The following is a 12104-nucleotide window of genomic DNA, read 5'->3' as shown; positions in this document are numbered from 1 at the left end:
CTTACTGGATCACCTGCACATGCAGGTGTGATCTATTATTTTTTCATCATCATTTTCATTAACGATTCCATACTGCTCGGATTCAATCCGCTTTTCTTGACCGCACTCACAATATCCTTAACCGTATCCTCAGATACCGGAACTTTCGCCATGGCGGATACTTGTTTGATCAATTGGCGCAACTGAGCTTCATTTTGAATCGTCGTTGGTTTCACCGTGCTTGCCAATTTCTTAACGGCACCTTCCGTTATCGTTTTACCCGTTTTCTTGTTGATTGCATTCAGTGCATCTTTGGAAATGTTGTTACCCATTCGTCTCCCCTCCTCCGGCAATACTCATGTGTATAGTATGAGTCTGCTACAGAAAAGGTGAATAAGCTTCTTATTTCACAAGGTACGTTTAGGCTGATTACAATCAGGAATGCCATTGCTCCCAGGTTTCAAGCTTCATGACTTCCATTTCAGTCTTCGGGTCACGTCCCATCAAGGCTTCAACCGCATCACGTGGCTGTCTCTCCTGGAATAAAACGTGATATAACTGATCCGCAATTGGCATTTGTACACCGTATTTTTGTGAGATGAAATAGGCAGCTTGCGTAGTTCGAATGCCTTCTACCACCATGCCCATGGACTTCAGAACATCATCCAGCTTCTGTCCCTGGCCCAACATGGAACCTGCTCTCCAGTTCCGACTATGCTGACTTGTAGCCGTTACAACCAGATCCCCGATTCCAGCAAGTCCCGAAAACGTTAGCGGATTTGCTCCCATCTCAACACCAATACGTGTGATCTCTGCCAAACCACGTGTTAGCAAAGCGGCTTTGGCATTATCACCAAATTGAAGACCATCCGACATACCTGCACCAAGAGCAATGATATTTTTGAATGCACCCGCCAACTCAACACCGATCATATCCCGATTCGTGTAAACCCGGAAATAAGCATTCATAAACAAAGCTTGGGCAGACTCGGCAGATGCCTTATCCAGTGAAGCTACAACCACCGTCGTTGGACAACGCTTCACCACTTCTTCCGCATGGCTTGGACCAGAAAGAACAACCACACGTCCTTCTTCACATTCAAGCTCTTCTGAAATGACTGTGGACATCCGTTTGAGGCTTTCTGTCTCAAAACCTTTGGTTGCATGAATGACTAACATCTCAGGCTTGTAATAAGCCTTAAGCTGGTTCGTAACTGCACGCATGGCTGATGAAGGCGCAACAATTAACACAGCTATAGCGCCTTCCACCGCAACTTCCATATCAGTTGTTGCTTGAATCCGTGTTGAAAGCTCCGCATCCGGAAGATAGCGAGTATTAGTGTGCTTGTTATTGATTTCGTTAGCTTGGTCTTCACCACGTGTCCACATCATCACATCCAACTGATTGGCGGCGAGTACACTGGCGAGAGCTGTTCCCCAGCTCCCAGCGACTAGAACAGCAACTTTTTTAGACAACTCGTTTACCCCCTCCAGGGTTTTTCGATCCCAATTTATTTTCCTGTCCTTTGGCGAGCTTCGCAATATTGGTACGATGTCTCCAGAACGCAAACAGACAAATAATCAGACTCCCCCAGAAGATATTCATTGAATATCCGGGTAATACCATGATAAAGATGGGTGTAAATGCTACAAAAATCAGAGACCCCAATGAAACATAGCGTGTCAATACAATAGACAGAATGGCGATCACCCCAGCACATAACGCAGGCAGGAAAGCAAGACTTACCAGAACACCAATGGCTGTGGCAATGCCTTTTCCTCCACGAAAATGGAAGTAAAGCGGCCAGTTATGTCCTGCAATGGCTGCTATACCACTGAGTGCAGGAATCCAGGCAGAACCGCCGCTCAGCCAGATTCCAATCCATACAGCTGCAACACCCTTAAGTACATCAAGTAACAGAACAGCAACTGCTGGTCCTTTACCCAAAATACGCAATGTATTGGTAGCTCCCGCGTTTCCGCTTCCGTGCTGACGAATATCGATCCCCCGTATCGCTTTGGCAAGGAGGACACTAAAGCTGATCGAACCGAGCAGATAACTCAGTACAATCGCTGCGATTTGTAAAATCACACACTTCTCCCCTAACTTTCGTCGGACTTCTTCCGAGTAAATATGCGAATTGGTGTTCCTTCGAAGTCAAACGCTGCACGGATTTTATTCTCCAGGTAGCGCTCATATGAGAAGTGCATCAATTCCGGATCGTTCACAAAAACAACCATGGTCGGTGGCTTAACGGCAACCTGAGTCACATAGTTAATTCTCATTCTCCGTCCTTTATCCGTTGGCGGAGGGTTAATTGCAACCGCATCAGACACCACATCGTTAAGTAGATGTGTTTGTACACGTAACGAGTGTTGATCTGCTACCCTTTTCACAACCGGTAACAATTTTTGTAAGCGTTGTTTTGTGAGGGCTGACAAGAATACGACCGGAGCATAAGTCATAAACAGGAAGTGATCCCGAATTTTTCTCTCAAACTCTTTCATCGTTTTGTCATGCTTCTCTACCACGTCCCATTTGTTCACAACAAACAATGACGCTTTACCAGCTTCGAATGCATATCCTGCAATATGCTTGTCCTGTTCAATAATGCCTTCTTCACCATTAATGACAATCAGAACAACATCTGCACGCTCAATCGCACGCATCGCACGCATTACACTGTATTTCTCAGTTGTTTCATATACTTTACCACGCTTACGCATACCTGCTGTATCAATCAGCACGTAACGTTGGCCGTCTTTTTCAAAAGGTGTATCAATCGCATCCCGGGTCGTTCCAGCCACGTCACTTACAATGACACGCTCTTCACCCAGAATAGCGTTCACCAGTGAAGATTTACCCACATTAGGACGTCCGATCAGAGCTACACGAATGACATCTTCATCGTAAGTCTCTTCCTCAAGTTCTGGCAACTTCTCCACAATTGCATCAAGCAAATCACCTACACCTGTACCGTGACTTCCGGATACGCCGATGGGATCACCGAAACCAAATCCATAAAACTCATAAATGAGCTCACTTCGTCCGATATTATCCACTTTGTTAACGGCTACAACAATAGGCTTGCCTGAGCGGTAGAGCATCTCTGCTACCTCTTCATCCGATTGCGTAATACCTGCTTTTGCATCACACATGAATACAATAACATCCGCTTCTTCAATAGCGAGCTCTGCTTGCATCCGAATCGATTTTAAGATTACATCTTCACCATCAATTTCGATACCACCTGTATCAATGATACTAAATGGTTTACCGTTCCATTCACCGATTCCATATATGCGGTCACGGGTAATGCCCGGCTTGTCTTCCACAATGGCCAGTCTGTCGCCGATGATCCGATTGAAAATGGTGGATTTACCCACGTTCGGTCGTCCGACAATTGCCACAACGGGTCTTGCCATACATTCCACTCCTCCTGTCCATACTTACGATACTCATCATAGCAAAAAAGATATATCTTGGCTAACGTTTCATGCCAAATTACTCGCAATAAAAACAATCGGCGAACCCGCCTTGGGCTCGCCGATCTTGCTTTTGTTATTCAGCAAAATATGCAGTATATAACTTAGAACCATGCATTGTTAACTTATTTGAATTTGCTGAGTTTGTCTCCAAACAGTTCGCCAAGCGTAGTGCTCATACCTTGATTGTTCAAGGAAACGTTTGGATTGTTGATTTCTTCACGCGGAGCGTTGTTTCTTGAAGGTCTTTCTGATTTTTGTGGTTGAGCTGGAGCTTCTTCTGTTTCTTTGATGCTCAAGCTTACACGTTGCTCAGAAGGGTTCATGTCCAAGATTTTAACTTGAACTTCTTGTCCTTCTTTCAGCACTTCATGAGGAGTGCCGATGTGTTTGTGGGAGATTTGCGAGATATGCACAAGTCCCTCAACACCAGGAGCGATTTCAACAAATGCACCGAAGTCTACCAGACGTTTTACAACACCTGTTACGATATCGCTGGAATTGAATTTTTCGCTTGCTGTTTCCCAAGGACCTGGTTGAACAGCTTTCATGCTCAGGCTGATTTTGCCTTTTTCAGGGTCAACTTTCAGCACTTTCACACTAACTTTATCACCTTCAGACAGTACGTCGGATGGTTTTTCAACGTGTGTCCAAGCCAGCTCGGATACGTGAACCAAACCGTCAACTCCGCCCACATCAACAAATGCACCGAATTGAGTCAAACGTTGTACTGTACCTTCGATCACTTGACCTTCTTGCAAACCAGCCATTACTGTAGCTTTGTTTGCTTCGAATTCTTGCTCCAGTACGTCTTTTTGGGAAAGGATCACTTTGTTGTTCTCACGGTCGATCTCTTTCACTTTAACACGCAGTGTGCGTCCTTTGTAGTCGCTGAAGTCTTCAACGAAATGGCGTTCAACCATGGAAGCCGGGATAAATCCACGTACGCCCACGTCTGCTACCAGACCGCCTTTAACAACATCACCTACAACAACTTCGAATACGTCTTGGTCTTCAAAATGCTTTTGCAATTGATCCCATGCGTTTTCGCTGTCGATTGCACGTTTGGACAGAACGAGTTTTTCTTTCTCGTCGTCGATGCTAAGAACTTTAGCTTCAACTTCTTGTCCAACTTCTACTGCGTCAGACGCGCTGTCAACATGTAATGAAGACAGTTCACGAATTGGAATGACACCGTCATATTTATATCCAATGCTCACATAGGCTTGGTTATCTTCCAATTTGACGATGGTTCCTTTTACGGTATCTCCTTTTTTCAAGGAAACGAATTGATCCAACTCATCTTGGGTTGCTTCTTGATTTTTCATTTCTTCCGACATGTCAAATACCCTCCTCAATTCAAAAACCCCATTATATTCAAACCTGCCTGTAGCAGAGTTCAAAACACTTTCATCACTGAGTGCTCAAACTTTAGTCTCCCTCAAAAATATGGAAACATGCACTCAGCTACCGACGAAGCCATTACTTGCTTGGCACGCCCGTTTGCACCATCTCGTTAATCTTGGACATAATCTTTTCAGTCGCCTTCTCCAGAGCTTCTCCAGATGGGTCTTCCTTGAACTCGTCCAAACTTACTGGTGCTCCATATACAACTTTCATCTTACGAAAAACTTTGTAGTTACCGATAATAGCAGTAGGAATAACTGTAGCGCCACTGCGGAGAGCAAAACTCGCTGCCCCTTTTTTGCCGATACCTCCATCATTGTGACGGCTTCCCGAGGGGAAGATTCCAAGCACTTGACCATCACGCAAAATATTGAGTGAGGTTTTGATGGATTCCTTGCTGACACCTCCACGTTTAACGGGGAAAGCGCCCACGGCTTTAATAATTCGGCCGAGTACCGGAATTTCAAACAATTCGCTTTTGGCCATGAAACGTACCTGACGGCGAAGTTTGATACCAACGGTTGGAGGATCGAAGTTACTAATATGATTGGAACATAAAAGTACGCCGCCTTCTTTCGGAATATTCTCCCGTCCAACGGCCTCCAAGCGGAAAAGAATGGTATAAATGATCCGCAGTAATGTGCTGCAAAATGTGTAAATCATAGACCGATCTCTCCTCTGACCATTGTGCAATAAGATACGATTTTGTCAACCACTTCATGAATGTTCATCTCCGTTGTATCAAGGACAATAGCATCCTCAGCACAACGCAATGGGGAAATTTCCCGATTCTCATCCAATCTGTCACGGGTGGCAATGTCTCGCTCCAGCTGTTGCAACGTCAGTCCTTCAGAGGGGTCCAGTTCTTTGAAGCGGCGAAGCGCACGCTCTTCCACACTGGCAGTCATGAAGATTTTCACTTCCGCATCGGGCAGTACTGTCGTTCCGATATCGCGTCCATCCATGACGACGCCCTTGCGCAAAGCCATTTGCCGCTGAGTATCCACTAATTGCGTACGCAGCCCCTCGATTTGCGCATATCGGGACACGATTCCCGTCACTTCACGGGAGCGGATTTCCGAGGTTACTTCTTCCCCATTACAGAACACTTTCTGTCCGTCGGGATCCGGTTGTAAATCAATGACCAGCTTTTGGGCTTCCTGAAGTACCTGTGTCACATCTTCCGGTGTAATACCTTTCCGAAGCATATGCAAGGTTACCGCACGGTACATTGCGCCTGTGTCGACGTATACATACGCGAGCGCCTCTGCAACCAATCGGGCCACCGTGCTTTTCCCGGCACCGGCAGGTCCGTCAATTGCAACGTTCATTTTCCCGTTCTCTGATGTGTTCTGGCTTGCCAACGGGGCATTCCTCCTCAAACGATAAACCTCAATAAAAAAACAGGCATTGCCTGCATCGTGAAAATTATACCACACTCTACACATGGATGCAAAAACAGACAAATCAACGACGGTTGTAATCATTCATCGTTTGCACTTCAATTGGCGTTCCTTCCAGGCGGTCAATGGTGGTCAAATTCTTTTTGAAGCCTGGTACCAACAGCAGCAATTGATATACCACAAGCAGGATTAGAAGGGCTGCAATCAGAATCGTAACCTTTCGTTCCATTCGCCTGGAGAAAACATAATAAAGTCGTTCATATCTGCGGGTTGCATGACGACGATTCAAGGCAATACCTCCGTTTTTTTCATTACGGTACCCGCAGTTCCCTCTCTTTATGCCACAACATTCCTATTTCGTGCGATAGTCAAGTTGCCGCTCAAAACAAAACTTGATAATTTTCTGGCGCTCCGAATCTGAAATCTGCACAAATTTCAACATGCATAGCTGTCTGCCGGTTTCCAGGGTTTTGATCCGCACAACTTCAGCTTCAAAATTCACATGTTCAATGGTTGAATTCCGGTAGGGAACCAGCAACCAGCATTTCAATTTTTGACCTTCAGCTATTGAGAAACCTGTTTCGCCGTAGATGGACAATCCACCACCGCCAATATCTTCAGTCAATCCGACAGCACGGGTCAGATCTTCACTCTGGATGGCCAATTCGAGGTTTGCATGAACACGAAGAAAGCTGCGCCGTTGTATTTTGGATATATCGCTCGGAAGCGGTTTGCGGATACGGACAAGACGGACCACATCTTCCTCAAATCCCGTGATATAGGTATTAAAATAATGCCGGACCCCATCCTCCGTAATATATGAAATGGACAATTCATCTCCGAAAAAGAGCCTTTTCAGACGGTTGCTTCCTTGTTGCATTGGGACCTCAATCAGAAAACTGCTGTCATCCATATCTGCAATGCGTGATTTGTACTCTTTGTGTTCCTCTTTTTCATCTGCAGAAGCAATCTGGATGTATAAAATTTCATTTATTTTCGGAAACAAGCTGTTCACCGCCACTTTATGTATTTATCTTCGTATGTACAAGGACTATTATACCATGACCTTTCTCACATTGAACAAGAAAAAAACAGACCACATCGTGGTCTGCCGCAGTTATTCGCTCAACTTCAAATTCAAATTATCCATCTTTTTATGAGGTTGCATTGACCGGTTTGATCTCTTCAACCGCTTCTTCTATTCCTGTATTCGCATTAATGTATATCCGGTAACGAGAACCGTTAATTTTCCCTCCGAATTCATAACACAATACTTCTTTGCTGTAATCATTCTCAATCAGGGATTTGCGAACATAATTTTCTTCGAACTCCGAATTAAGCTTTTTCCGCGCCTGTTGCTCCGTAAGAGTTGCTTTCGGAATTTTGCGCATGTCATTATGTTCGTAAACAAAGTCACTCGCCTGGAAGCCGGTTACTTCGCCTGTATCCAAACCTACACGAACTGACATTTTCTCGGGATAAATCAAGGTGTCCCCTTGCTTACGCACATAAGTAAGGTTACCCAGATTACCATATTCATCGTAGTTTACAGCCTTCATATCCTTATAGCCTTTGTTCATTAGAAATTGATCTGCTTTAGCCATGGCATTCTGACGAGACACTTTTTTGGTTCCGATTGGACGCGTATCACTGTAAGAGATCAGCATTCCGCCATTACGGGTGAAATCCATCATCAGTTTGCCATTGTTGGCATGATCAATCGTGGCAGTGTAGGACTCCCAGTCTGTTCCTTTGCCGTTCTCCTGCACTTGGATTTTGCTACGATCCGCATCAGAGAATTTTGCAGCCTTGCTCTGAATCTGTTCTTTGGTCACCGGCAAGCCGTCCAGTTTCTTGACTGATCGTTTTGCATAGATGTTGGATACGGAAGGACCCCAATCAAGCTCCGGGTATTCCTGTACCTTTTTGTTTACAGTACGAAAACCATCAACGATCGTGTTGTCCATGGTTTGCTCTTGTGTTGCCATGGCAGTCTCTGCATCCATCCAGCGCAATCGGTCCGTCAGGACTTTCTGCTGCACATCCTGCAGATTCTTGGTAATCTCGGATGAATTCTGATACAGCTTTTTCAGGTTGCCCATTTCCTTCTCACTTAGCGGTTCGTTCGTCAAGTCACGCATCGACGCCCGATAGGCAAAGTTGGAAATACGCGAGAGAAACTCCTCTGTCTCGTTAAATGGCAGCATGGTGAGTGGCAGTTGGTTGATCTCATTCTGCGCTTCACTGGTGAGTCGCCATACATTCATCAAACCTTTGCGATGCATCCCCTGTGATGTAGAGTGAACCGCCAAGGTGTTGCCAATCTCCGAATGCAATTTGTCCATATGAAAAGATAAATCGTGAAATGCACGCTGATATTGATTCTCTGCCTTGATCAGAATTGCATTCTTCTCCTGATTCTCCTGATAGCCCCACACGAGCGCACCGACCAGCAGAACCGCAAATATCGGAAACATAACTGAACTTAATCGTTTATACATCGGTAGAGTCTCCTTTCTTCTAAACCACTACCTCTATTGTGGATCGAAGAAAGATCTCTTATGCATGCGATTTCCAGTCCTTACACAAGCAGGCTGCTAAAGTAGCGTTTGGGTCCTCCTTTTAATTCAGCTGAATCCCAGTTGCCATGCCCTCTTCTTCAATTTCGAACTGGTCTCTGTTATCACATAGGCACTGCTTGAATCCCGTCTCAATCCGGCCCCGATCTTTCTTGCCTCGTAATGTAAATCGTTCACCGCATTGTTTGCATCTGATTTTAATTTTAATTCTCATCACAAAGATCTCCGTTTCTGTCGGTCATTCCCCGGGAGTTTATCTGTAAAAATAAAAACACACCGGAGTCATAGGCGCAATATGCGCTTTATGTCCACCAGTGTGTCCGTATTTTTATAATTTAACCTCTTCCTCCCGCTTCACAAAACGAAAAGGAGAACGGTTATTAGCTCGTGTGATTTTACCCATTGCCCCATACCACAGGCCCGCCATTAGCGGCGCTATAAACCACAACCAATGATTCACCATGGTGTTCATGATGACATCGTACAATGCATGCCAGAAAAAAGGTAACACCAGAGAAAGAACCAGATACCACCGCTTTTTCTTACCACCGATAAACTTGGCTTTACCCATATAATAACCCATGATTACCGCAAACATAGCGTGCCCTGAAACAGGGAGCAGTGCCCGAAGGAACATGGCTGAGACGGATGCATTCCCCGCAAAGGCATACAACACATTCTCAACAGTGGCAAATCCAAGTGAAACAGCGACTGCATATAAGATCCCGTCATACGGCTCATCAAATTCGGTGTGATTATAGATGATATGATAAAGTACGAACCATTTAACGAATTCCTCCACACCACCTGAGATCATAATGGCCTCAAGATAAGGATTATCCCCGAGCCACATCATCATGCCACGCTGAATAATCATCACAGGCAGTACCATCAGAATCCCCATGAGGAAAACCCGCAATACCATATGAAGTGGCTCATAATCATAACGGTCTTTCAGGTAAAAGTATGTTAACAAGGCGAGACCCGGAGCAACTGCTGCCGCTAAGACCGAAAACAAAAGCACCGAAATTCCCTCCTCTGACTAAAGACGCGATTACAACTAGAGATTAATCCTGGCGTTTGAAGTGGGTGCAGATAACATCAATCGCTTGTGCAGGAATAACAACCTTACCATACTCTTCCATGACTGCTGGAGTAACTGAGGAGCCTTCGCCAAATTCAGCAAGCAAGGCAATCAATGCCGCATGTTTGGTGGAATCTACCTCATCTGGCTCCAAATGCAAGAACCACTTGTCTTTATAGGAATAAAGTCTCCCAGCATCCGTAACATGCTGACGCAACATATGTGCAGCTTCAATGAGCACTTCAAAGTCCTTGAATGCATAAACAATGGAATCGCTTTGCTCGAGTGTAACTTCCATTTCATATACTTCTTCAGGAAGATCATCTTCATGACCTAAACCATATTGTTGCGGATCATATTTTCCACGTGTGACAATGACAACCATCCCTTGAGCGGGAAGTGCGAATACTTCGACAGCGAGTGGACCTGTGGCATCAAATCCAAGTTCGGAATAGGCCTGATCCATCATTTCAGTGAACAGTTCATGAACCTTAGGTATTTCCTGCCACATATCTTCTTTTTGTATTCCGCGCTCGCTCAGATCGTCAAAGGTCAGGAAAATCCGTATCTTATCGTGACTTAGTCGTTCTATTTTCATACAGGATCTCCCCTTTATAAGCAAGTCTTATAACAGATTATGAAGCACAAAACAATATGTGCTGAAAATAAATCTATGTAGTTATGTTATCATTTTATACCTCTAAATGCACGAAGTAAAATCGACAAAAAAAGAATCATTCCACAGCAAATCAAGACTGTGGATGATTCTAATTGGAGGTTTTGGTTTATAAACCCGGTACTGTTGTGTTTGTTTGGCTTAAAATTTGCTCAACTTCATGCTTCACATCGGGATTGGTGCGAATAAAATCTTTGAGCATGCTCATATTCGCTTCTTTTTCCTGCGGTGTGATTGCTCTTGCGGTCTTTGCTGCCGGATTTTTGTGAGATTCACCATGTTGATTTTGCTTGCTTGTGAACCCGTCCATACCCGGGAAAGTCATTTCCATCATCTTATGTTTTGCCTGATCCATCATATTTCTTGATGAACCCGATGACATCATGGGCAATTTGCCTTTGGACAGCCATGAACTGGCTGCAACACCAATGACAATACCCCAAAAAAAGGATGACGTCTTCATTACACCAACCTCCTTCAAGTGTTAAAATCATATTTAGTGTTTGCGGTAGTGAGCGATCTCATTCCGTATAAATACAGGAAAGCGAGTTGAAATCATGTTTAGACATACCGCCGCATTGATCATTGCTGCAAGTTTGCTGTTGTCAGCTTGTGGGACAGCGGAAGAAAAAACATCTGATAATTCCACACCAGCGGTTGAATCAACTACCACGGTTCAAGAAGAGCAAGGTAACTCTAACCCAACTGAAACAGGAGAACCCGGAACTGGTGTGCCCGAGCCTTCAACGGAAGATTCAAATGTGAAAGAAGAAGAACCTGAATCTTCGGAGAAGGTTTCTACAGAAGAGAAAGTGGAAAAGACGTATCATATGAATGAAAATTATTATATTAAACCAAACGATGAAGCGAGCCCAAGCAAAGTAGTCTTGTTAACTTTTGATGATGGACCCAAAGAAGAAAAAATGATTACTTCACTGATCGACACTTTAGATAAACATAACGCTAAAGCGATATTTTTCGTCAATGGATATCGGGTGAAAAGCCATCCGGAATTGCTCAAACTCATACATGATCGGGGTCAGATTGTAGGCAATCATGCCTGGGATCATGAGGATCTCAAAAAAATGTCCAACGCTGAGGCGGCAAAACAGGTTACAGATGTCCAAAAAATAGTGAAGGATACCATTGGTGAGGAACCGCAATTCTTCCGTCCACCTTTTGGTTCGGGAAATGATGCACTGAAGGCTGCTGTGAAGAAAAATGGCATGTTATATATGACTTGGTCTAATGGTTCTCTCGATTGGGATAAAAGCACCAAAGACAACCCGGAAAAAGTCATCCAAAATGTACTCGATCAGTTAAATCCCGGAAGCAATATTTTGATGCACGAGTTGCCATGGACGGTTGAAGCATTGGATGAGTTGCTGACCAAGCTCGAAAAGAAAGGTTATTCCTTTGTTGATCCGCGTGCAATTGAATTGGAAACTCGTTAAATTGTAATTTTGCGCATTAAAATAAAACAGCCTTGA

Annotated in this window: 15 protein-coding genes; 1 reads left to right on the top strand and 14 read right to left on the bottom strand. The window is 44.4% G+C overall.

Features of this window, described 5'->3' with window-relative positions; genetic code table 11:
- Positions 1-35: 35 nt before the first annotated feature.
- The 14 genes from MHI01_RS30420 to MHI01_RS30355 form a co-directional block, all read right to left on the bottom strand.
- Positions 36-311 carry a stage VI sporulation protein F gene (locus MHI01_RS30420; protein WP_017687687.1) on the bottom strand — a complete coding sequence of 92 codons (276 nt, stop codon included), beginning with the start codon at positions 309-311 and terminating at the stop codon, positions 36-38.
- Between the two features lie 103 nt (positions 312-414).
- On the bottom strand, positions 415-1455 hold the full coding sequence (locus tag MHI01_RS30415; RefSeq protein WP_339283248.1) for an NAD(P)H-dependent glycerol-3-phosphate dehydrogenase: 1041 nt from the start codon (positions 1453-1455) through the stop codon (positions 415-417).
- Positions 1448-2071 (bottom strand): glycerol-3-phosphate 1-O-acyltransferase PlsY, encoded by a 624-nt coding sequence (plsY, locus tag MHI01_RS30410; RefSeq protein WP_127549793.1) that lies wholly within the window; start codon positions 2069-2071, stop codon positions 1448-1450. Before plsY ends, MHI01_RS30415 begins: the two co-directional genes overlap by 8 nt.
- A gap of 11 nt (positions 2072-2082) precedes the next feature.
- Positions 2083-3405, bottom strand: a complete 1323-nt coding sequence (gene der / locus MHI01_RS30405; protein WP_017687684.1) for a ribosome biogenesis GTPase Der — start codon at positions 3403-3405, stop codon at positions 2083-2085.
- A gap of 185 nt (positions 3406-3590) precedes the next feature.
- Positions 3591-4805 (bottom strand): 30S ribosomal protein S1, encoded by a 1215-nt coding sequence (gene rpsA, locus MHI01_RS30400; RefSeq protein ID WP_036607712.1) that lies wholly within the window; start codon positions 4803-4805, stop codon positions 3591-3593.
- 142 nt (positions 4806-4947) lie between these two features.
- The gene (locus MHI01_RS30395; RefSeq protein ID WP_036607713.1) at positions 4948-5535 is read right to left on the bottom strand and encodes a lysophospholipid acyltransferase family protein; all 588 of its coding nucleotides are present in this window, start codon (positions 5533-5535) and stop codon (positions 4948-4950) included.
- Positions 5532-6236, bottom strand: coding sequence for a (d)CMP kinase (gene cmk, locus MHI01_RS30390; RefSeq protein WP_036607714.1), 705 nt, complete (start codon positions 6234-6236; stop codon positions 5532-5534). The genes MHI01_RS30395 and cmk overlap by 4 nt, the downstream gene beginning before the upstream one ends.
- A 103-nt stretch (positions 6237-6339) precedes the next feature.
- Complete coding sequence (locus MHI01_RS30385; RefSeq protein ID WP_036607715.1) at positions 6340-6564, bottom strand: hypothetical protein; 225 nt, start codon at positions 6562-6564, stop codon at positions 6340-6342.
- Between the two features lie 63 nt (positions 6565-6627).
- Positions 6628-7281, bottom strand: a complete 654-nt coding sequence (locus tag MHI01_RS30380; protein ID WP_340984779.1) for a flagellar brake protein — start codon at positions 7279-7281, stop codon at positions 6628-6630.
- Between the two features lie 148 nt (positions 7282-7429).
- Positions 7430-8776 carry a germination protein YpeB gene (ypeB, locus tag MHI01_RS30375; protein WP_036607717.1) on the bottom strand — a complete coding sequence of 449 codons (1347 nt, stop codon included), beginning with the start codon at positions 8774-8776 and terminating at the stop codon, positions 7430-7432.
- A gap of 121 nt (positions 8777-8897) precedes the next feature.
- On the bottom strand, positions 8898-9068 hold the full coding sequence (locus MHI01_RS30370) for a hypothetical protein (protein ID WP_164783335.1): 171 nt from the start codon (positions 9066-9068) through the stop codon (positions 8898-8900).
- A 114-nt stretch (positions 9069-9182) separates the two neighbouring features.
- Positions 9183-9878: a glutamic-type intramembrane protease PrsW gene (gene prsW, locus MHI01_RS30365; protein WP_017687676.1), complete on the bottom strand. Its 696-nt coding sequence runs from the start codon at positions 9876-9878 to the stop codon at positions 9183-9185.
- A gap of 43 nt (positions 9879-9921) precedes the next feature.
- Positions 9922-10536, bottom strand: a complete 615-nt coding sequence (locus tag MHI01_RS30360) for a genetic competence negative regulator (protein ID WP_017687675.1) — start codon at positions 10534-10536, stop codon at positions 9922-9924.
- Positions 10537-10723: 187 nt separating this feature from the next.
- The gene (locus MHI01_RS30355) at positions 10724-11077 is read right to left on the bottom strand and encodes a hypothetical protein (RefSeq protein WP_047843572.1); all 354 of its coding nucleotides are present in this window, start codon (positions 11075-11077) and stop codon (positions 10724-10726) included.
- Positions 11078-11171: 94 nt separating this feature from the next.
- Between MHI01_RS30355 and MHI01_RS30350 the strand changes: the two genes are divergently transcribed.
- Entirely contained in the window at positions 11172-12068 is an 897-nt protein-coding gene (locus tag MHI01_RS30350; protein ID WP_340984778.1) for a polysaccharide deacetylase family protein, read from the top strand.
- Positions 12069-12104: the final 36 nt, after the last annotated feature.

This window comes from Paenibacillus sp. FSL M7-0656 (genome assembly GCF_038003225.1).
Lineage (GTDB): Bacteria > Bacillota > Bacilli > Paenibacillales > Paenibacillaceae > Paenibacillus > Paenibacillus amylolyticus.
Note: the sequence above shows the minus strand (reverse complement) of the source record. Positions and strands in the feature narration are given on the sequence as shown.

Excerpts from the sequence above, each read along its gene's own strand:
- MHI01_RS30420 (WP_017687687.1), bottom strand. The coding sequence starts at position 311 with ATGGGTAACAACATTTCCAAAGATGCACTGAATGCAATCAACAAGAAA.
- der (WP_017687684.1), bottom strand. The coding sequence starts at position 3,405 with ATGGCAAGACCCGTTGTGGCAATTGTCGGACGACCGAACGTGGGTAAA.
- rpsA (WP_036607712.1), bottom strand. The coding sequence starts at position 4,805 with ATGTCGGAAGAAATGAAAAATCAAGAAGCAACCCAAGATGAGTTGGAT.
- MHI01_RS30395 (WP_036607713.1), bottom strand. The coding sequence starts at position 5,535 with ATGATTTACACATTTTGCAGCACATTACTGCGGATCATTTATACCATT.
- ypeB (WP_036607717.1), bottom strand. The coding sequence starts at position 8,776 with ATGTATAAACGATTAAGTTCAGTTATGTTTCCGATATTTGCGGTTCTG.
- MHI01_RS30370 (WP_164783335.1), bottom strand. The coding sequence starts at position 9,068 with ATGAGAATTAAAATTAAAATCAGATGCAAACAATGCGGTGAACGATTT.
- MHI01_RS30360 (WP_017687675.1), bottom strand. The coding sequence starts at position 10,536 with ATGAAAATAGAACGACTAAGTCACGATAAGATACGGATTTTCCTGACC.
- MHI01_RS30355 (WP_047843572.1), bottom strand. The coding sequence starts at position 11,077 with ATGAAGACGTCATCCTTTTTTTGGGGTATTGTCATTGGTGTTGCAGCC.
- MHI01_RS30350 (WP_340984778.1), top strand. The coding sequence starts at position 11,172 with ATGTTTAGACATACCGCCGCATTGATCATTGCTGCAAGTTTGCTGTTG.